20 protein-coding genes are annotated in these 20,225 nt (G+C 63.6%); 10 read left to right on the plus strand and 10 right to left on the minus strand.

The genetic code is table 11. The features are described from left to right. The first annotated feature begins 131 nt into the window (after window positions 1-131). Both ACEXP3_RS15495 and ACEXP3_RS15500 read left to right on the plus strand, forming a co-directional pair. Window positions 132-1,130, plus strand: a complete 999-nt coding sequence (locus ACEXP3_RS15495; protein ID WP_377298087.1) for an MDR/zinc-dependent alcohol dehydrogenase-like family protein — start codon at window positions 132-134, stop codon at window positions 1,128-1,130. Next, entirely contained in the window at window positions 1,127-2,209 is a 1,083-nt protein-coding gene (locus ACEXP3_RS15500) for a Gfo/Idh/MocA family protein (RefSeq protein ID WP_377298088.1), read from the plus strand. The genes ACEXP3_RS15495 and ACEXP3_RS15500 overlap by 4 nt, the downstream gene beginning before the upstream one ends. 39 nt (window positions 2,210-2,248) lie before the next feature. Here the strand turns inward: ACEXP3_RS15500 and ACEXP3_RS15505 are convergent, their stop codons facing one another. Continuing rightward, window positions 2,249-3,169: a LysR substrate-binding domain-containing protein gene (locus ACEXP3_RS15505; protein ID WP_377298089.1), complete on the minus strand. Its 921-nt coding sequence runs from the start codon at window positions 3,167-3,169 to the stop codon at window positions 2,249-2,251. 182 nt (window positions 3,170-3,351) lie between these two features. On the opposite strand from ACEXP3_RS15505, the gene katG reads away from it, so the two are divergent. Beyond that, entirely contained in the window at window positions 3,352-5,571 is a 2,220-nt protein-coding gene (katG, locus tag ACEXP3_RS15510; RefSeq protein ID WP_377298090.1) for a catalase/peroxidase HPI, read from the plus strand. Window positions 5,572-5,851: 280 nt separating this feature from the next. Here the strand turns inward: katG and ACEXP3_RS15515 are convergent, their stop codons facing one another. From ACEXP3_RS15515 to ACEXP3_RS15530, 4 genes are all read right to left on the minus strand, one after another. Beyond that, window positions 5,852-6,523, minus strand: coding sequence for a hypothetical protein (locus ACEXP3_RS15515; RefSeq protein ID WP_377298091.1), 672 nt, complete (start codon window positions 6,521-6,523; stop codon window positions 5,852-5,854). A 10-nt stretch (window positions 6,524-6,533) separates the two neighbouring features. Further along, window positions 6,534-7,043, minus strand: a complete 510-nt coding sequence (locus ACEXP3_RS15520) for a hypothetical protein (protein WP_210106177.1) — start codon at window positions 7,041-7,043, stop codon at window positions 6,534-6,536. A gap of 336 nt (window positions 7,044-7,379) precedes the next feature. Next, complete coding sequence (locus ACEXP3_RS15525) at window positions 7,380-7,703, minus strand: hypothetical protein (protein WP_377298092.1); 324 nt, start codon at window positions 7,701-7,703, stop codon at window positions 7,380-7,382. 322 nt (window positions 7,704-8,025) lie between these two features. Then, complete coding sequence (locus ACEXP3_RS15530; protein WP_377298093.1) at window positions 8,026-9,474, minus strand: aminotransferase class V-fold PLP-dependent enzyme; 1,449 nt, start codon at window positions 9,472-9,474, stop codon at window positions 8,026-8,028. 98 nt (window positions 9,475-9,572) lie between these two features. Here ACEXP3_RS15530 and ACEXP3_RS15535 point away from each other — a divergent pair, with 98 nt between their 5' ends. From ACEXP3_RS15535 to ACEXP3_RS15550, 4 genes are all read left to right on the plus strand, one after another. Beyond that, the gene (locus tag ACEXP3_RS15535) at window positions 9,573-10,052 is read left to right on the plus strand and encodes an Lrp/AsnC family transcriptional regulator (RefSeq protein WP_210106168.1); all 480 of its coding nucleotides are present in this window, start codon (window positions 9,573-9,575) and stop codon (window positions 10,050-10,052) included. Between the two features lie 93 nt (window positions 10,053-10,145). After that, window positions 10,146-10,544: an acyl-CoA thioesterase gene (locus tag ACEXP3_RS15540; protein WP_377298094.1), complete on the plus strand. Its 399-nt coding sequence runs from the start codon at window positions 10,146-10,148 to the stop codon at window positions 10,542-10,544. 111 nt (window positions 10,545-10,655) lie between these two features. Then, the gene (locus ACEXP3_RS15545) at window positions 10,656-11,186 is read left to right on the plus strand and encodes a cytochrome b (protein ID WP_377298095.1); all 531 of its coding nucleotides are present in this window, start codon (window positions 10,656-10,658) and stop codon (window positions 11,184-11,186) included. Between the two features lie 29 nt (window positions 11,187-11,215). Continuing rightward, window positions 11,216-12,055 carry a RibD family protein gene (locus ACEXP3_RS15550; RefSeq protein WP_377298096.1) on the plus strand — a complete coding sequence of 280 codons (840 nt, stop codon included), beginning with the start codon at window positions 11,216-11,218 and terminating at the stop codon, window positions 12,053-12,055. On the opposite strand, the gene ACEXP3_RS15555 is transcribed toward ACEXP3_RS15550, so the two are convergent. The 4 genes from ACEXP3_RS15555 to ACEXP3_RS15570 are packed head-to-tail and all read right to left on the minus strand — an operon-like array spanning window position 11,981 to window position 15,289. Further along, window positions 11,981-12,778, minus strand: coding sequence for a class I SAM-dependent methyltransferase (locus ACEXP3_RS15555; RefSeq protein ID WP_377298097.1), 798 nt, complete (start codon window positions 12,776-12,778; stop codon window positions 11,981-11,983). The genes ACEXP3_RS15550 and ACEXP3_RS15555 overlap by 75 nt on opposite strands. A gap of 10 nt (window positions 12,779-12,788) precedes the next feature. Then, window positions 12,789-13,832 carry a glycosyltransferase family 4 protein gene (locus tag ACEXP3_RS15560; protein ID WP_377298098.1) on the minus strand — a complete coding sequence of 348 codons (1,044 nt, stop codon included), beginning with the start codon at window positions 13,830-13,832 and terminating at the stop codon, window positions 12,789-12,791. After that, entirely contained in the window at window positions 13,829-14,227 is a 399-nt protein-coding gene (locus tag ACEXP3_RS15565) for a 6-pyruvoyl trahydropterin synthase family protein (RefSeq protein ID WP_377298099.1), read from the minus strand. The genes ACEXP3_RS15560 and ACEXP3_RS15565 overlap by 4 nt, the downstream gene beginning before the upstream one ends. Window positions 14,228-14,284: 57 nt before the next feature. Continuing rightward, window positions 14,285-15,289: a zinc-dependent alcohol dehydrogenase gene (locus ACEXP3_RS15570; RefSeq protein WP_377298100.1), complete on the minus strand. Its 1,005-nt coding sequence runs from the start codon at window positions 15,287-15,289 to the stop codon at window positions 14,285-14,287. A 155-nt stretch (window positions 15,290-15,444) separates the two neighbouring features. Here ACEXP3_RS15570 and ribA point away from each other — a divergent pair, with 155 nt between their 5' ends. Both ribA and ACEXP3_RS15580 read left to right on the plus strand, forming a co-directional pair. Next, window positions 15,445-16,551: a GTP cyclohydrolase II RibA gene (ribA, locus tag ACEXP3_RS15575; protein WP_377298101.1), complete on the plus strand. Its 1,107-nt coding sequence runs from the start codon at window positions 15,445-15,447 to the stop codon at window positions 16,549-16,551. Window positions 16,552-16,573: 22 nt separating this feature from the next. Further along, a complete protein-coding gene (locus ACEXP3_RS15580) occupies window positions 16,574-17,371 on the plus strand; it encodes a CDP-alcohol phosphatidyltransferase family protein (protein WP_377298102.1) in 798 nt (265 codons plus the stop codon). A gap of 20 nt (window positions 17,372-17,391) precedes the next feature. On the opposite strand, the gene ACEXP3_RS15585 is transcribed toward ACEXP3_RS15580, so the two are convergent. Next, on the minus strand, window positions 17,392-18,300 hold the full coding sequence (locus ACEXP3_RS15585; protein ID WP_377298103.1) for a lysylphosphatidylglycerol synthase transmembrane domain-containing protein: 909 nt from the start codon (window positions 18,298-18,300) through the stop codon (window positions 17,392-17,394). A 203-nt stretch (window positions 18,301-18,503) separates the two neighbouring features. Here ACEXP3_RS15585 and ACEXP3_RS15590 point away from each other — a divergent pair, with 203 nt between their 5' ends. Continuing rightward, a complete protein-coding gene (locus tag ACEXP3_RS15590) occupies window positions 18,504-20,174 on the plus strand; it encodes an alkaline phosphatase family protein (protein ID WP_377298104.1) in 1,671 nt (556 codons plus the stop codon). Window positions 20,175-20,225: the final 51 nt, after the last annotated feature.

The raw sequence follows: 20,225 nt of genomic DNA on the forward strand, positions 1-20,225 counted from the left end.
GCATCATCTTCAGCTGTCACTTCAATGACTTCATCAATGTCATCTTCTTCAGGAACCCTCACGCCCCTTCCTTGTTAGCCGTTGCGAGCAGGTTTCGTGATCGTGCGGGACGACAGGAAGAAGGGATCGGTATGGACATTTCCAACGCTCGAACAGGCACTGAAACAGCCACCATGCAGGCTGCCGTCGTGACAGGCGCCGGTCAGATGAGGGTTGAGCGCGTGCCGCAGCCGTTGCCCGGGCGCGGCGAGATCCGCATTCGGCTGGAAGGCTGCGGTGTCTGCGCCTCCAACCTCACCCCCTGGGCGGGACCGGACTGGATGGAGTTTCCGACAGAGCCCGGCGGGCTCGGCCACGAGGGCTGGGGGGTGATCGACGCGCTGGGCGAGGGCGTGACGGATCTTGCCGTGGGCGACCGCGTGGCCGCCCTCTCCTACCACGCCTATGCCACGCATGACGTGGCAAGCGCCGATGCCGCGGTAAAACTGCCGGCAGCGCTGGCCGGCAAGCCTTTTCCCGCAGAGCCGCTCGGCTGCGCCATGAACATCTTCCGCCGCAGCGATATTTCCGAAGGTCAAACCGTTGCGATTATCGGCATCGGATTCCTCGGCGCACTGCTGACGCAGCTGGCCAAAAATGCTGGCGCGCGGGTGATCGCCATTTCGCGCCGTCGCTTCTCGCTCGATCTCGCCCAGAAGATGGGGGCGGATGCGGTGATCGAAATGCGTGACCACTGGGAGATCATCGAGGAGGTGCGCCGGCTCACCGACGGCGTGTTCTGCGACCGGGTGATCGAAGCCGTCGGCAAGCAGTGGCCGCTCGATCTGGCGGGCGAACTGACCCGCGAGCGTGGCCGCCTGATCATCGCCGGCTACCACCAGGATGGCCCGCGCCAGGTCAACATGCAGCAGTGGAACTGGCGGGGGCTCGATGTGATCAACGCCCATGAGCGCGATCCCAAAATCTATCTCAAGGGAATGCGCGAGGCGGTGGCAGCCGTTGCCGAGGGCAGGCTCGATCCCTCCCCCCTCTACACGCACAACTATCCGCTGGAAGGGCTCGGCGAAGCGCTGAACGCCACGCGCGACCGTCCGGACGGCTTCCTCAAGGCCCTGGTGACCTACCCATGAACCAGTTCACGACGCAAACAGATTTCACCGGCGCCCTTGCCGCCACACCGGATGCGGCCGCCGACCCTCGCGGAGCGAGCGAACTACGCCCCCTGCGCCTGGGCTTTCTCGGCACCGGCTGGATCGGCCGCCATCGCATGCAGAAAATCCTGGAGACGGGTGTCGCCGAGGCAGTCGTCGTCTCCGATCCGTCCGAGGACATGGCGCGGGAGGCGCTGGCGCTCGCACCGGACGCGCGCCGCGTTGAGCGGCTGGACGAGATGCTGTCCATGAATCTCGATGGCGTGGTGATTGCCACACCAAGCGCGCAGCATGCAGAGCAATCGATCCGCGTGCTTCAGGCCGGCAAGGCCGTGTTCTGCCAGAAGCCGCTTGGACGAACGGCCGGCGAAGTTCAGGCCGTGGTGGATGCCGCGCGCGCTGCCGACCGGCTGTTGTCGGTGGATTTCTCCTACCGTTTTACGAATGGCATGCGCCAGATCCGTGATCTGATCCGCGGCGGGGCGCTTGGCTCGGTGTTTGCCGCGGACCTCGTGTTTCACAATGCCTACGGGCCGGACAAGCCGTGGTTCTATGACAAGGCGCAGTCGGGCGGCGGCTGCGTGATCGATCTCGGGGTGCATCTGGTGGATGCCGCGCTGTGGTCGCTCGGCTTTCCGGCGGTGTCGCGCGTCGCAAGCCGGCTGATGAGCGGCGGCCAGCTGATTTCCGGCGACAGCGACCGCATCGAGGACTACGCCATCGCAACGCTTGATCTGGAAAGCGGCGCAACGGTTCGGCTTGCCTGCTCCTGGCGCCTGCCGGCAGGGCAGGACGCGGTGATTTCCGCCAGCTTTTATGGCAGCGGCGGCGGAGCGAGCCTCTCCAATGTCGATGGCTCCTTCTATGACTTCAAGACCGAGCGCTTTTCCGGAACGACCCGCGAACCCCTCTCATCGCCGCCGGAAGACTGGGGCGGCCGGGCGGCGGCCGACTGGGCGCAACGTCTCCATACGGGCGAAGGCTACGATCCGGAGGCCGATCGGCTGGTGGACGTCGCCGATATTCTCGACCGTATCTATGCCCGTCACCGCGACTGAGACCCGTGGACGGCCGTGCGAAACGCATGAGCCGTCCACCTAGACAGTAGCGGGTGCCCTGCGCAGGCCTTCGGCGGCCCCGCGCACCACGTCCGCCACCTGCATCAGCTGGCGGGCGATGGGGCTGGTCTTTCGCCAGACCATGCCGATGGTGCGCGACGGTTGCGGATCCTCGAAACGCGCGATGGAGACCGGTGCCGAGCGGGTCTCCACCGCAACGGCGATTTCCGGGATCAGCGTAATGCCGATGCCCGCCCCCACCATCTGGACGAGCGTCGAGAGCGAACTGCCATCCAGAAGCTCGCGGGGCTTGGGCGAACCGGCGCTGATGTTGCAGAAGGAGAGCGCCTGTTCGCGAAAGCAGTGCCCCTCTTCCAGCAGCAGAAGCCGCATTTCGCGCAGCCGCTCGCGGTTCGGCACCGGCTTTGCGGCATCTTCGGCCGGACGCACCAGAAGGAAATTCTCCTCAAACAGCGCAATTTCCGTCAGCGACTCCTCCGAGACCGGCAGCGCGACGATGGCCGTGTCGAGCCGACCCTCCGACAATTCCTGCAGAAGCTTCGGCGTCACGGTTTCGCGCAGGTGAATGTCGAGGCCTGCATTGTCGCGGGTCAGCTGCGAGATCATCGCCGGCAGCAGATAGGGTGCGATCGTCGGGATGATGCCGATGCGAAGCCTTCCGGCGAGCTGGCTTTGTGCGGCGCGCGCCAGATCCCCCAGCTCATCGACCGCCCGCAGGATCTCGCGCACCCGCACGACGAATTCCTCGCCGAAGCTCGTCAGCCTGATCTGGCGGACGCTGCGTTCCAGAAGCGTCACGCCCAGCATTTCCTCAAGCTCCTTCACCTGCACCGAAAGCGCTGGCTGCGAGATGGCGCAGGCATCCGCGGCACGGCCGAAATGGCCAAAGCGGGCCAGCGCCTCGAAATAGCGCAGCTGTCTGAGTGTCGGACTGATCATAACCCTAGCCTATCGAAACTATCATTTATTCCTAATTACATTAATCGATCCGCCTTGGTAAGGTTGTTGATGAAGATGATGAAGCGGTCGGGACGAACTGCTTTGTCGCACCTTCTTGAAGGTGTCGCACAGGACATCGATCATCGGGCACATCACAACAACCACTCTCGGAGGGATGGAAAATGGACGTTACCAAGCAGGGCACGGGCGGCAAATGTCCCGTTGCGCACGGCGCGACCAGCCAGAGCATGCGCAGCAACCGCGACTGGTGGCCGAACCAGCTGAACCTGAAGATGCTGCACCAGAACACGGCGCTGTCGAACCCGATGGGCCCGGCCTTCAACTATGCGGAAAAATTCAAGGCGCTGGATCTCAACGCCCTGAAGCAGGATCTCTATGCCCTGATGACAGACAGCCAGGACTGGTGGCCGGCGGATTATGGCCATTACGGCCCCTTCTTCATCCGCATGGCCTGGCACAGCGCCGGTACCTATCGCACCGGCGATGGCCGCGGGGGCTCCACCTCGGGCACGCAGCGCTTTGCGCCGCTCAACAGTTTCCCGGATAACGCCAATCTCGACAAGGCGCGCCGCCTGCTGTGGCCGATCAAGCAGAAGTATGGCAACGCCATCTCCTGGGCCGACCTGATGATCCTCACCGGCAATTGCGCGCTCGAATCCATGGGTTTCAAGACCTTCGGCTTCGGCGGCGGCCGCGTCGACATCTGGGAACCGGAAGAAGACATCTACTGGGGTCCCGAAGTCGAGTGGATGACCACCAGCGACAAGGACCACAGCCGCTACACCGGTGACCGCGTGCTGGAAAACCCGCTGGCCGCCGTGCAGATGGGCCTCATCTACGTCAACCCGGAAGGCCCGGACGGGCATCCCGATCCGCTGGCATCGGCCCGCGACATCCGCGACACATTCGGCCGCATGGCGATGAACGACGAGGAAACCGTGGCGCTGGTGGCCGGCGGCCACACCTTCGGCAAGACCCATGGCGCCGGCGACGCCGCCCATGTCGGCCCCGAGCCGGAAGGTGCAGCGCTTGCCGAGCAGGGCCTTGGCTGGATGAGCACATACAAGAGCGGCAAGGGCTCCGACACCATCACCTCCGGCCTCGAAGGTGCCTGGACGGCCAACCCGACGCAGTGGGACATGGGCTATTTCGACGTTCTCTTCGGCTATGAATGGGAACTGGTGAAGAGCCCGGCCGGCGCCTATCAGTGGCACGCCAAGAACCTTGCCGAAAAGGATATGGCGCCGGATGCCGGCGATCCGTCGAAAAAGGTGCCGATCATGATGTCCACCGCCGACATGGCGATGCGCATGGATCCGGCCTATGAAGCCATTTCGCGCCGGTACCACCAGAACCCGGAGGAATTTGCCGATGCCTTTGCGCGGGCCTGGTTCAAGCTCACCCATCGCGACATGGGGCCGAAGGTTCTCTATCTCGGCCCGGAAGTGCCCTCCGAGGAGCTGATCTGGCAGGATCCGGTTCCCGCCGTTGACCATCAGCTTGTCGATCCGGCCGATGTCGCGGCGCTCAAGGCCGAAATTCTGTCGTCGGGCCTCACCCGCACGGAGCTGATCCAGACCGCCTGGGCCTCCGCCTCCACCTTCCGTGTCTCCGACAAGCGCGGCGGCGCCAATGGCGCCCGCATCCGGCTTGCCCCGCAGAAGGATTGGGCGGTCAACCAGCCGGAACAGCTCGCCCGCGTTCTGTCGACGCTTGAAGCCATCCAGTCGGCCTTCAACGCCGCCCAGGGTGGCGCAAAGAAGGTTTCGCTCGCGGACCTCATCGTGCTCGGCGGCTCGGCGGCCGTGGAAGAGGCCGCCCGTGCCGGCGGCCATGCCATCGAGGTGCCCTTCACGCCCGGCCGCACCGACGCGACGGCCGAGCAGACGGACGTCGATTCCTTTGCGGTTCTGGAACCCGTGGCAGACGGTTTCCGCAACTATCAGAAGGCGGAGTTCACGATCTCGCCGGAAGAACTGCTCATCGACAAGGCCCAGCTTCTGACGCTGACCGCACCGGAAATGACGGTTCTCGTGGGTGGCCTGCGCGTTCTTGGCGCTAATTACGGCGGAACGCCGCACGGCGTCTTCACCACCCGTCCGGGAGAGTTGACGAACGATTTCTTCGTCAACCTTCTCGACATGGGCGCCAGCTGGAAGCCGCTGTCTCCAGCCGAAACCCTCTTTGAGGCTCGCGACCGCAAGACCGGCGAGGTCAAGTGGACCGCAACCCGCGTCGATCTCGTCTTCGGTTCGAACTCGCAGCTGCGCGCGCTTGCCGAAGTCTACGCGCAGAGCGACAACGGCGAAAAATTCGTACGCGACTTCGTCTCCGCCTGGGTGAAGGTGATGAACGCCGACCGCTTCGATCTGACGGCCTGACGGCCGCTCCTGCTCCGTTCGACGAGCCCCCGGCGCAAACCGGGGGATCAGCTTGCTGACAAACCTTCTTCACCTCAAGATTTGGAGTGACGGGCGGCTGCAAGGACCCTTCGCCCCGTCTTGACGGGGAAGGTCTCGGCAGCCGGATGAGGGGCTAATTCGCGAACCCTATCAATAATTTGAGCCCCTCACCCCAGCCCTCTCCCCGCAGGCGGGGCGAGGGGGCAAAGACTTCGTCGATGCCGATCCCGGCGCCCTGGCGCCCCGCCATGCCCGCGCGTCAATAAAGGGTGCACTTCGTGCTGGGCGTCGTGTGATAGGTTATCGTCGTTTCGATGCGGCCGGCATAATGCCTTGACGTTTCGGGGCTTGTTTCCGTCTTGCGTGCATTGAGGCGGAATGACTTCAAGGTGCATTTCTTGCCCGAGACGACCACCACAATGCTCTGCTCGTTGGACACGGAATAGCTCGTGGCGTAATCGGGCGCGCTGTTCATCGTATAGGTGCCCTCTTGAACCACCTTGCCCGACAATTCGAGAGTGCCCCCCTCAAATCGCCCCGTCCCCGTCACTCTGGTCCTGAAGCTGCCGCGCGAAAACTCGTCCTTGATCGTGCAGTTGAAGGATTCGTTCTGATTGCCTCCAATCTTGTAGGCAAAGCTCGGGCTCTGGAACGCGCCGTCGCGCTTGCAGGATGCTGAGAGGAAGGTGCTGGAGGTGATCAGTGTCCCGCGCTCAAACACCTGGAAACTGACGGTCAGGTTCTTGCTCCTGCTGCTGTTGCGGGTCGCTCCCACGTTGGGATTTCCCGCCGAATAATAGGTATAGTCCTGCGACAGATTGGTGATCATCAGGCCGTTGAAGCCGACGGGCTCCGCCCGGGCGCTGCCGCAGGCTGCGCCCAGCAGGATCAGGAGAGACAGCCCGGCGGGGCGTGCGTGCAGCATGGTCATGAGAATGGTCCTATTGGCAGCGCATGACGCCGTTGACGGTCGCGCAATACGAATCGGTCGGGATGACGTCCTTGGCTTTGCCCGACTTGACCGCCTGGCGTGCCAGTTTGTCGTGATGGTTTTGCAATTCCTTGACGAGGCGCTGATCTCCGACCGTTCCAGCCGCAACGATCGCCTGATGATAGGCCTTGCTGGCCGTTGAAACGTCGCCGTCGGTTTCGGCTCTGACAGCCGTCTGCAGGTGCTCGTGGGCCACCGCGATCGCCCAGTTCTTGTCGTTCTCGTCGGCCTCCTTCCAGTTCTGCGCCTTGCGCGCGCTTTCGGCCGCCAACTTGAACGACGTTGCAGCCCGGCGGAAATTGCCCTGCTGCATGTTCTGGAAGCCGCTTCTGTTCATCGCGCGGCTCGCATTTCCCGCTTCGTTGAGGTCCACCTCCGCGCGCCCCACATTGTCCGTGGGGGTCAGTTGCCCTGCCAGCGCTGCGATGACGCCGAGAACCCCCGAGGCCACGCCGACCATGGCCGCCGCATTGTTGGAGGAGCCTCCGTTCGAACTCACGCGGGGCCGATTTTGCTTGGGGATACACGCCCACGCATTCGGCGCCAGCTCCCTGCCAGGGCCGCAGATGCTCTCGGCATGAAGCGAGACCGGGGCGACCAGGGACGCGACAACGGCAAGGGCTGCCCCTCGATAACGGATTGACCTTAAACGCACCTCATCCCCCTGAAGACAGTTTCAACGGCATGAACCGGACCCGCCGCCACGTGCTCCAGAGGGCAAAGGTCGACGCTTGTGACACGTCGCACGCCATCGGATGCAAGCGCGGCCATATCGGCACCTCTCTACCCCACGCTCTCACGGTATCTCCCGGCGCGTTAATGCACTCACGAACGTATCCGGATCAGCTGGCAGCAGGCCCCGCCTGGTCAGGCTGGCCTTGGCCTTTCTGACGGCTGCCAGGGCATGACGGAACCCCGCCGGAAAGACCGGGACAATCCTGTTGTCCCGGATGTACTCCGCAACCGCGTCCATATCTTCTCGGTCGTCCATCATCTGATCCGACAGGCACAGCGAATCGGCCAGTTCCGTCTCACCGTGCGGGGCATGCCCGCAGGCGCGACATGGAGTCCAGCAGCCATGCTTCACCTCTCCGCACCGAATACAGATCGCGCGTGTCATCGTATCGGCGCCCCCCCTCCTCCTGATGGTCAACTGACACCCCCGTCAGCTGCACGAAATGTCAAGCGAACATTGTGTAAGTAATGCCCAATGCAACGCGGAACTTAAATCCGAATTTCAAATCTTACCTACAGCGATATAATGCGGATGAGGCGAAGTAATTGGAATGGGTAATTCAACCGCAGTTCCACATTACGACAATTAATATTGCCATAAAAATCATTAGGTATGCTTCATGGCGCGTCAGAACACGGCATTGATATTCAATCATGAATTGATGGTGTTTTCAACAGGACATAGCCAAGAGAAAGAGCCCTTCCCCTCACGCCGCCTCTGGATAAAAGATCGCGCGGGCGGGGTCGAAGGCGTAGCTTCCGGAAAACTCACTGGCATCGAAGGCAAGCGCGCTGACGCTTTTGAGGATGTAATCCACCTTGTCCTCGCTCAAAAGCACGGAAAAGTTCAGCCGGGTGAAGCCGGGCTTTTCCATTTCGTGGCCAGCAAGGATGGCGGTGCGCAGGAGTGCGGACTGGCTTTCGCTGATCTCGAGCAGCCGATGCACATAAGGGCCGGCGCAGGCGCAGCCGCCCCGGGCCTGGATGCCGAAGCGGTCCGACAGCATGCGGGTGACCAGCTGCTGGTGCAGGAAGCCGTCCCTGCCATCGCGGATGCGGAACGACAGGATCGGCAGCCGGTCTGCCGAGAGGTTGCCAAGAAGCTCGATGCGCGGGTGATCCTTCCAGGCCTCCAGCGCCCGTTGGGTGAGAGCCCGGTTGCGCTCCGTCATGAGGCTTTCGCCGATCGCGTCCTTGACCAGGAAGGCAAGGCCGGCGCGAATATCGCCGATGACGTTCGGCGTGCCGGCTTCCTCGCGCGCTTCAAGGCTTTCTGAATAGTCGTGGCCGGTGGACGAGACGAATTTCACCGTGCCGCCGCCGCTCCAGCTCGGCTTGTCGATGACGACGGCTTCGCGCCGGACGATCAGCACGCCGGAGGCGCCCGGCCCGCCGATGAACTTGTGCGGCGAGACGACAATCGCGTCGATCTCGGCGCCCTTTTCCGGCGTCATGGCAATCGGCAGGTAGGGGCCGGCGCCGGCGTAATCCCAAATGATCTTGGCGCCCGCCTGCTTTGCCCGCCGGGTGACGGCGGCCACATCGGTGACGATGCCGGTCACATTCGAGGCGGCAGAGAAGGAACAGATCACCTGCGAAAAATCGTGCGAGGCGGCAAGAACCGCATCCAGTTCCTCAAGATCCGGACCACCCTCTTCAGCCTCCGACAGTTCCACGATGTCGGCGCCGCTTTCGCGCCAGGGCAGGATGTTGGAATGGTGCTCATAGGGTCCGATGATGACGCGCGTGCGCGGTAACGTTGCGCCAAAGAGCGCGACCAGCCGGTTGAGGCCGGCGGTGGCGCCGGAGCCGGCAAAGATCACCGCATGCTCCTCAGTCGCGCCGCAGAGCTTCGCGATCGTCGCCCGCGCCTCGCGCCGCATCCGGGTCATCATGCCGCCGCAGAAGGAGGCTTCGGTGTGGCTGTTGGCGTAAAACGGCAGGACGTCTTCCAGGATGAAGCGTTCCACCGGCATCAGCGCCCGCCCGGAGGCGACGTAATCGGCATAGACCAGCGGCTTTGGACCGAACGGGCCGTCGATCATGGCATCGCGGCCGATCAGCCCGTCGCGCAGCATCTCCAGGCTGTCGCCATGGCCGAGCGTGTCCCGAAACCGTTGAAGCCTGTCCGTCGTCTGTCCTGCTGCCTGCGCCATCACCTGATCCCCGTTCTTTCTGATTTGTTGAGGATAGCTATTGCGCGGCGATGGTTTCATCTCCTATCTTTGCTGAATTTCGAAAATTGGTGGGTCATATGATCGAAGAAAATCAGAAAATCGACGCAATCGATCGGCGCATCCTGACCTTCCTGCAGCGCGACGGTTCGCTGTCGCAGCGTGAGCTCGCGGAAAAGGTCGGGCTGTCGCAAAACGCCTGCTGGCGGCGCCTGCAGCGGCTCGAGGAGGCAGGCGTGCTGAAGGGCGCGCAGGCGGCGGTGGATCTGCCGGCGCTGGGGCTCGATCTCACCGTGTTTGTGATGATCCGCACCCGTCACCATTCGAAGGAATGGTCGGAAAGCTTTCGCCGCCACGTGGAAAAACTGCCCGAGGTGGTGGATTTCTACCGTATCGGCGGCGACTGGGATTATCTGCTGAAGGTCGTTGCCCCCGGCATGCGCGGCTATGATGCCTTCTATCAGAAGCTGATCACGGATTTCGATTTTTCCACCGTCACCGGTTTCTTTTCCATGGAAGCCATTCTGCAGAACCGCCCGACGGATCTGACACGGCTATGACATCCTGCAATACCGTCATGCAGGAACATCGCTTGAAGCTCTGACGGTGCGCGTCCATCTGTTGTGCATTGCACAATGGAGAATGACGATACCATGACGACGAAGCCGGACGACCTTTCCGATGGTCCCAAGGGCGACCTGACACTGCGCACCCTTGCCATGCCCGCCGATGCCAATCCGGCCGGCGATATCTTTGGCGGCTGGGTGATGGCGCAGATGGATGCCGCTGCCGGCATTGCCTCCTCCGAGCGCGCACGCGGGCGCACCGTAACGGCCGCCGTGCGTGAAATGATCTTTCGCCAGCCGGTGAAGGTGGGCGATACGCTCTGCATCTATACGACTGTCACCCATGTCGGGCGCACCTCCATGACGCTGTCGGTGGAATGCTGGGTTCGCCGGCAGTTCTCCGAAACCCGCCAGAAGGTGACGGAGGCGAGTTTCGTCATGGTGGCGCTGGACGAAAGCGGCCGCCCGCGCCCCGTGGATCGCTAGCACCCCTTGCCCCTCGCGGCGAGTTGATCGAATATCAGCCATCCTTTTCGTCCGAAATGACGTAACCTTCCCCGACAGGACCTGAGGGTCATGGAAGAGGGGGAGGCGCTGATGACACGGACCGGGCGAGAGATGCGCTATCCGGCGCCGATGCGCGTGATGCACTGGCTGGTGGCGGCCCTCGTGGCCGTTGTCTGGCCGCTCGGCATGGTGATCAAGTTTACCCGCGAGGATGTGAAGCTCGACTTCTACCTGCTGCATGAAAGCCTCGGCTTCATCGTGCTGTGGCTGATGCTGGTGCGCGTGGGCACGCGGCTCACCGCCTCGTCGCCCCTCCCCTCGCCTGCCGCCGGTCTGGAAGGATGCGCGAGCCGGCTCGTGCACGGCCTCCTGTATTGCGCTCTGGTGGTCATGCCGCTCAGCGGATTTCTGGCAACCAATGCGCATGGCTTTCCGCTGCGCTGGTTCAACATCGTGCCGATCTGGAGCCCGATCGGCAAAGCGCCTGCCATCGCGCCCTGGTTTTCCGCCATCCACAGCGTCAGCGCATGGATCCTTTTCGGTCTCATCGCGTTGCATCTCGGGGCGGTTTTATTCCATCATATCATCCGCCGCGACGACACGCTCACCCGTATTCTGTGACCCATCAAGCCGGCGGACACTTCAAAGACATGCGCAGCATCAAGATGACCGAACCGCTCTGGACACGCCTGCTCGGCCTCAGCGACGGCCGACATCGTCCGACCCCGTTCGAGGAACCCGGCCTGCAGCTCTATGGCCCGATTGCCGCTGCCCGCGGCCGTTTTGTGCTGGCGCAGGTCGGCCAGTCGCTCGATGGGCGGGTGGCAACGATTTCAGGCGATGCGCGCGATATTTCCGGTCCCGACGGCCTTGCCCATCTCCACCGCTGCCGCGCGCTGGTGGAGGCGGTCATCGTTGGTGTTGGTACGGTGAAGGCGGATAATCCGCGGCTTTCCGTGCGCGAGGTGAAGGGTCCTGATCCGGTGCGTGTCGTCATCGACTGCCGGGCCGAGCTATCGGGGGAGGAAGGCCTGTTTCATGACGGCGGCGCCCCCGTCATTCTGATCCAGTCGAAGGAGGCGCCGGAGCGTCGCTACCGCGCGCAGGTGATCCGGCTTGCGCAATCGCCGGCAGGGCTTTGCCCGCATGCCATCCTCGATGCGCTGTCGGCGCGCGGGTTGGAGCGCATCTTGGTCGAAGGCGGCGCACGCACCATCTCGCGTTTCATCGATCAGGGGCTGGTCGACCGGCTGCATGTGTCGATTGCCCCGCTCATCATCGGCTCCGGCCCGTCGGGTATATCGCTGCCGCCGATCGATGCGCTCTCGCAGGCGCAGCGACCGGCCGCCCGAGTATTCAGCCTCGGCAGCGATATCCTGTTCGATTGCGAACTGACGCCGCGCTCAAGGGAGACTTCAGTCTCGCGGCAGCGCCAGAAGGTCGTGGTGGCCGACCTCACATCCGCCCCGCTCTCCCCGGACATAGGCTAGTCTGAACGCCATCCATTCGCCGATTTCCTCCGGCTGCAGCGCGCCGATCTCCAGCACCGGATCGACCAGACCGCGCAGGAACGCGATGTGCAGGTCCGCCTCGTCGCGGCCGATCCGCCAGACGCTTGGCGCAATCGAAACGTCATAGGAAAGAGCATCGAGCTTTGTCCGCAGGTGCTCGGTCGCGTTCGGCCCAAGCGCCGGCCCCAGGCCCTTGTCCGTCAACTGGTGGTGATTGAAATCGGCCACCACGCGCTGATCGAGCGGATGCGGGCGCTGCCATTCCACGCGCCCGTCGTAGTTCAAGGCCGCATAGAGCCCGATGCGCCGCGCCGCAAGCACGTCGAGAAGCCGGTCGCAGAAGGCTGCGGAGCCGAGATCGAAGAAGGCGGAGGCGGTGACGATCGACACGCCATCGAGCGGCATGCCGTCCGGCTGGTTGAGGTCGTGGCGGACAAATTCGATCCCCTTCGTCCCCAGCTGCTTTTCGGCGGCCGCAAGCAGGGAAGGATCATAATCCAGAAGGCGCCAGTTCGTACCTGCGGGCAGATGCTGCGACAGGCTGCGATAGGTGGAACCGGTGCCGCAGCCGATATCGAGCACGGTTGCCGGCGGCGCACGGTCTGCGACGTAACGGCTGAAGGCATCGACCAGCGCTACGTCGCGCGCCAGACCATCGACAGGCTCGCGCAGGCGAAGCCATTTCGCATCGAAGCCGCTCATGGAGTTCCTTTCAGGAAAGGCGGTGGAGGGCAGAAGAGACAATTGCGGCCGTATCTGGCCAGCCCGGCAAATTTAAGCCCGCAATGAAGGCCGCATCGGCAAATTTTCGCCGTTCGGCAGAAGAGGTCAGAAGCCGGCGCAGGGCGGCGGCAAAAGCCTCCACATCATCCACCGCCACCAGAAGCCCTGTCGATTTCGGCACGACGTCGGGAATGGCACCCGCATGACAGGCAACCACCGGCAGCCCTTGCGACAGCGCCTCGGCAAACACCATGCCATAGCCCTCGTAGCGGCTGGCAAGCGCGAAGATATCGGCCTCACTCATCGTCAGCCGCACATCCGCCCGCTCGCCGGCAAAGGTCACGCGGTCGGTGAGCTTCAGCTGGTGGCGCAGCATTTCCAATTCGGCGGTGGTGACCGGGTCAAGATCGCGGCTGCCGACAATGGTGGCCCGCCAGGCGAGATCGCGCACGCGGTCGAGCGCCTTCAAGAGAACGTCATGCCCCTTGCGGCGGGTGAGCGTGCCGACCGTCAGAATGTGCGGCGGCACATTATTGCCCTTGGCAACCGGCGCCCGCTCGGTGCCGGGAAGCGCCACCGTGATCTTCTCCGCGTCCACGCCGTAATGCGAGGTGAGCCCGCGCGCGGTTACGGGAGATGTGACGACGATATGGCGGACATGGGACAGCGCGCGCATTTCCACCTGCTGGAAAGTCGCCTGCTGCACCGGTGTCAGGCCCGTTTCAAGCGCCAGCGGATGATGCACCAGCGCCACCACCCGCAACCGTGCAGCAGAGCGTTCAGCCCACCGATCCATGACGCCGAAGGCGAGCCCATCGATCATCACCAGTGTCTCGTCTGGCAAGGCATTGAGCCGGGCTTCCGCTTCCTGAAGCTGTTCCGCGGACGGGTTCGGAAAGCCGTCGCCGAGACCCAGCGTCTCGACGGTCCATCCGGCGCAGCGCAGCCCCTCGATCAGGCGGCGGTCATAGGCATAGCCGCCGGTGCTGGTTTCCAGCCGGCCGGGATAGGCAAGGACGAGGCGCCCGCTCAAAGATCGGCCTCGTACCAGCCGCGCGCCATATGGCTCTCATTGAGCAACACGCGAAGGCGGCAAATGCGGGCGCTGCCGGGGCCGAGCTTCTTGTCCGCAACCGCCTGCTTCAAGGCATCGAAGATATGCTTGGCAATCACTTCGGTGGTCGAAATGCGGCCCTTGAACACCTCCAGCTCATCGAGATTCTGGTAGTTGAGCGGCTTCAGCACCTCCGACAGAACCTGTGTTGCAAGACCGATATCGACAGCCAGCCCGTCCTCGTCGACGTCCTTGGTGAAGAAGGCGGCATCCACCACGAAGGTTGCGCCATGCATGCCCTGGGCGGGGCCGAAAACCGGCCGCTTCAGGCTGTGGGCGATCATGATGTGGTCTCTGACTTCGACTGCGAACATGAAACTCTTGGTCCTTCCTTCGGGCTCTATGGGGTAAAGGCGTGCGGGTGAAAGCGTTTAGGTGTAGCGGACGCGGTGGCAGAGCGTATCGGTTGCATCCAGGATACGCGGATAGGCCGCCTGCAGATCATCAAAGGCGGTTTCGCCGGAGATCAGCGCGTCTAGCCGTGCATCCTTAAGGAGGTCCATGGCCTTCTCAAGCCGACGCTTGAAGCTCCAGCGGGCGCGGCGATGCGGCGGAACGCTGCCGACCTGCGAGGAGACGATGGACAACCGACGCGAATGAAAGGCGCCGCCAAGCGGCACGGTGACCGGCCGCTCGCCATACCAGCTGGCCTCGACGATGCGGGCCTCGAGGCCGGCAAGCGCGATTGCTTGCGCCAGTGCAGCCGGTGCGCCGGACGCATTGATCAGCACATCGAACTCGCCTGCAACGCCATCGCCGGGCGCAAAATCCAGCCCGAGCGCACCGGCAAGCGCTGCCCGCTCTGGATCGCGGTCGATCAGTAGCGTTTCTGTGCCGGCAATCCGGCTGCTCAAATAGGCGGCAAGCGTTCCGACGACGCCTGCCCCGAAGACGGCGACCCGGTCTCCGGGCTGGATCAGCGCATCCCAGACGATGTTGAGCGCGGTTTCCATATTGGCCGTCAGCACCGCCCGCTCCGCCGGTAGGCCCGGCGGAAGCGGTGTCACCATGGTGGCATCGATGTTGAACCGATCCTGATGCGGATAGAGCGCAAAGACGGTTCTGCCGGCAAGCGTTTCCGGCCCCTCTTGCACAAGGCCCACCAGGGCGTATCCATATTTGACCGGAAACGGAAACTCGCCGCCCATATGGGGACCGCGCATGCGCTCGCGCTCGCTGTCCGGCACGAGGCCCTTGAAGACGGTGGATTCGGTGCCGCGGCTGATGCCGCTGAAGAGCGCCTTCACCCGAGCCTCATGGCCTTGCGTTGGCGGAAGCGGCTCCTCGCGCACGGCACAGCGACCGGGCGCCTCGAACCAGAGCGCTCGTGCCGTGTCGTTACACTCCCGGCCGGCGCCTGCTGTCGAAAGGCCCATTCCGATGTTCTCCTGCGCTGTGCCACATTCTGCCTGTATCTAAGGCAGGTTTTCGAAAAGGCGCGCGCGAGATGCATCAATTTTAATTTATAATAGCCGGCGATCCGTTGTCTTTTGAGGGGCGTAGCGCCACCTAACGACACAAGGAGGCCAGCATGACCGCAGAGAGCCCATTCTCGAAACACTTTTCCAATCCCGCCATCGCCGTTGAGCGCGCCGTCTCGGAATTGCGTTATGGCCGGCCTGTTCTGTTTTCGGATGACCACCGCAAGCTTGCCGTGCTGGCGCTGGATGCGGCCTCGCCTGCCGTCTACGACCAGTTTGCCGCAACCGTGCACAATGCGCACGACCTGCTGCTGACCCGTGAGCGCGCCCGCCGGCTGGGCTTGAAAACCAATCATGATGTGGCCGTGCCGCTTGCCGGCCTGAATTTCGAGCAGGCCTCCCGCCTTTCCTATGCGCTCGATGCCGAGGTGCCGCGCACCTGCCGTCCGGCCGATGCGCTGTTGTCGCAGTCGGCTGAGCTTGCAAGCGTGGCCCTTCTCCTTCCGGCGATGATCTGCGCCGACGTGACCGGACTTGAAGACCGTTTCGACGGCTGCTGCGGTCTTCATGCGTCCGAGCTTTCGCATCTGCGTCCGGCGCGCGAAACCTTCCAGAAGGTGGCGCGCACCCGCGTGCCGCTCAAGGATTTCGGCGATGCCGATTTCGTCGTGTTTCGCGGTGGCGTGGCGCAGAAGGATCAGGTGGCGATCGTCGTCGGCAAGCCGGATGTTTCAAAGCCCGTGCCGATCCGCATCCATTCCTCCTGCATCACCGGGGATCTCTGCGGCTCGCTGAAATGCGATTGCGGCGACCAGCTGCGCAACGGTCTTGAGCTTTTGCAGCAGGCCGGCGGCGGCGTGCTGGTCTATCTCGACCAGGAAGGCCGCGGCACAGGCATCGGCGCCAAGATGCGCGCCTATGGCTACCAGCATCTCGGCCTCGACACGATCGATGCCGATGCGGAACTGGGTTTCGGGCAGGATCACCGCCGCTATGAGGCGGCCGTTGCCATGCTGCGGCTTCTCGGCATCGGCGAGGTGGTGGTCTACACCAACAATCCGACGAAGATCGCAGCCCTTCAGGCCGGCGGCATCACCGTTCATGCCCGCACGCCCGTTCTCGGCCGCGTAACAGTGGAAAACCAAAACTACCTGCGCACAAAGACCCTGCGTGCCGGGCATATGCTGGACCTCGAAACGCTGGTTGCCGCAGAATAAGGCGCAAGGCGGGAGGCTTGTCATGTCCATCCACGATGAAAGGCACGGCGCAGGCTTTGCGTCGCGCCTGCGGCCGGCTTTCTTCAGCCACGATCCGCTGCTTCTCAACACCTTGAAAGTGCTCTGCGTCGTCTATCTGGCTTCGATTGCCAGCTGGGCGATGGCGGCAAGCCACCTGCCGCTGGAGATCCATGTGCCGATCATTGCCGGCATTCTTCTCGCCGGCATCTTCGCCGCTGTCGTGCATGGCCTGCCGTTCCACCGTCATCTTCGGTTCGGCTACGCCAATCTCGTCACGGCCTTGCGCGCCGGTATCGTGAGCTTTGTTGCGGCAACGGTTCTATTTTCTCAAAGTTTTGGGGGTCCTCATCTCGATGCCATGATCTGGTGGATGGTGGCTGCCGTCCTCTCTGCGCTGGCGCTCGATGGTGTCGATGGCTATCTGGCGCGCCGGTTCCGCCAGCAATCGGCACTGGGCGCCCGCTTCGACATGGAGGTGGATGCCGCCCTTATCCTCATCCTGTCGGTTGCGGCCCTTGTGCTCGGCAAGGCCGGCGCCTGGGTCGTCCTGATCGGGCTGATGCGCTACCTGTTTGTGCTGGCGCAGTGGTTTTTGCCGGCGCTGCGCGCCGAGCTTTCGCCGTCGCTGCGCCGAAAGACGGTCTGTGTGGTGCAGGGAGCGGCCCTTTGCCTGGTGCTGGTGCCGCAGGTGACAGCGCCGCTGTCGGCCTGGATCTGCGGCGGGGCGCTGGCGGCGCTGACCTATTCCTTCGGCGTCGATGTTCTGGCGCTGATGCGACGCAAGGCGGACGCGACGTGAGACAGGCGGTCATGCCGCCGTCAGCCGGATTTTTCGACGGCTTTTCCACCGCGTCGCGAAAAGGCCATGACCAGAAAGCCCGGAGAGGCGCCGGCCATGGCAAGCGCGCCGTAAACGAGACTTGCCGAAACGCCGTCTGCACTTGCAAGACCGATCAGCGGCCAGAGGGCTGCCGCTGTCGCCTCGCGCGTGCCCCAGCCACCAAGCCCGGTCGGGATCAGCATGGCCGCCAGACAGAGCGGAATGACGGTGAAGGCACCGGCCAGCGGCAGGGGCGTCCCCACCGCATCAGCCGCGAGCAGGAACAGCGCCACATAGCCGAGAACCACGAGCAGGCTGAGGCCGCCCTGTACGACAAAGGCGCCGCGGGCCAGAAACACCTGGTCGAACTCTGCCGCCAGCCCCTTGAACCGGCGCATCAACAAAATCACGCCGACGCAAAGCCCGGCGAACGCTGCGCCCGCCACCAGCAGTCCTTTGCCGGTCATCAGGTTGCCGCCGATCAACAGCGGCCAGAACACCAGCCCCGGCAGGCAAATCACGATGAAGGCGAACTGCCCCGACAGCCGCTCGAAGAAGACGGCCTTTGCCGAACGCTGCCAGCCGCCGGCCTCGCCATCTGCGCTGCGATAGGCGCGCAGCACATCGCCCGCCATGCCGCCCGGGGCGACCTGATTGACGGCGCTTGCCACGTAATATTCGCCGATCGCATGGGAAAGCGTCATCTCCTGCCCGAGCCTGCCGGCCGTGAACCGCCAGCGCAGGCCAGACAGGATGATCTGCCCCTCCACCAGCAAGAGCCCGACAATCACATGCAGGAGAGAGACATTCGACAGTGCCGCCAGAATGTCCTGCGGCTTCAGCCACCAGACGAGAAGCGCAAGACAGGCGAGCGCCACCGGCGTTGCAAGGGTCCGCAGAAGGTTCAAGCGCCAGCCTTTCCTGGTTGGGGGCAAAATCTCTCCTACCCGCTTTTCAGCCGGCACGCCATTTTCGGCAGAGGCCCGGATCGCACATCTTTGCGCGCCCCTCGCTCGCTGCCTGTTCCATCCTATCGCACGCCTGTCTCGATCAAGCGCGGGGCGATGCCGTGTCCGTTGCTACGGAGAGGCTTTGCGTCCGGATTGCCGTCATGACCCAGCCCTCCTCTCCCCCGCCGCTTGTTCCTACTGCGTCACCTTCCGCGCCCTTCCCTCCCCCGGCCCGTCTCAGAAAGGCGGTCGTTGCCGGATTCATCTTCTGCGCCATCACGCTTGTCGTGCTGAACATGCCCGATCACCCGGATGCCATGACGCCGGCCGCCTTTCTGCGGCTGCCGCTGGAAGTGCCGGCCCTTCTTGCTGTACTGATCGTGGCGCGCGATCGGCTGAACCGGCTGCTGGCCTTTCTCCTGACGCTCATCTGCGGCGTGATGCTGTTCCTGAAGCTTGCCGATATCGGCACCCAGGCCGCCTTTCAGCGGCCGTTCAACCCCTATCTCGACGTGAAGATGCTGGGCGACGGCTGGAACATCGCCTCCGGCAACCTTGGCTTCCTTGCCGCATGTCTCTCATTGCTCGGGATCGTCCTTCTCCTCGCCGGTGTGCTCGGGCTCACTTTTTCCGCGATCCGCCGATTGGCCCCTGTCGGCCGGATGACCGGCCGGCGGGCCGGGCTCTCGGCGGGCCTCCTTGCCGTCAGCGCGCTTCTCCTTGCCACAACGAGCCTCCGTCCCGGGAACCTGCTGGTGACGGCGGATGCGGGACGCTATCTTGGCGCGCGTGTGACGCTTGGCATTGCGGCGGCCCGTGACCTCCGGCTTTTCGAACAGCAATTGGCGGACGGTGAAAAGCAAGGCCACGCATCTGCGGGAAATAGCCAGCTGTTTCAGGCGGTCGCCGGGCGCGATGTCATCCTCGTCTTTGTCGAATCCTATGGTCGCAGTGCTGTGGAGGATCCGCGCTATGCACACGTCACTGCTCCGCGCCTTGCCGCGATGGAGAAAGAACTCGGCCGCGCCGGCTTTCAGTCTGCCAGCCGCTGGATCACCTCGCCCACTGTTGGCGGCCTCAGCTGGCTTGCCCATGGCACGTTTCTGTCCGGCCTGCAGGTGGACAGCCTGGCGCGCTATGACCGGCTGTTGGCAAGCGAGCGCCCCAGCCTCAACCGGCTGTTTGCCGATGCCGGCTGGGAGGCCGTGGCGGTGATGCCGGCCATTACCATGGACTGGCCGGAGGCCGCCTATTACGGCTATGACCGGATCCTCGCCGCCAAGGATCTCGGCTACCGCGGAAAGCCATTCAACTGGATCACCATGCCCGACCAGTACACGCTGTCGGCGCTGCAGACCATGGTGCGGGCGAAAAAGCCGAGAAAGCCGGTAATGGTGGAAATGGCGCTCATCTCCTCGCACGCGCCCTGGACGCCGGTCGCCTCGATGATCGACTGGGACGCGATTGGCGACGGGAGCGTGTTTGATGCGCAGGCGACCGGAGGCGATCCGCCGGCCGTTGTCTGGGCCAATCCCGAGCGGGTGCGCCGGCAATATATCGAAACCATCGATTACAGCCTGCAGGCGCTGTCGAGCTATATTGCGCGCTACGGCGAGGATGCGGTGTTTCTCGTCATCGGCGATCATCAGCCGGCAGCCATCGTCACCGGGCCGGACGCCTCGCGCGCGGTGCCCTTTTCCGTGATCAGCCGCGATGGCGCGCTGATCGACCGCTTTCAGGCTGCAGGATTTGACGCAGGCCTGACGCCGAAACAGAATGCGGAGCAGCCGATGAGCGGCCTATATAACCAGTTGATCGACCTTTTGCGCTGAAAGCCCCTCCCCTCGCCGATCAGTCGCCCTCACCGATCAGCGGCGTGAATC

The sequence above is a fragment of the Neorhizobium fuzhouense genome, from assembly GCF_042611105.1.
Lineage (GTDB): Bacteria > Pseudomonadota > Alphaproteobacteria > Rhizobiales > Rhizobiaceae > Neorhizobium > Neorhizobium galegae_A.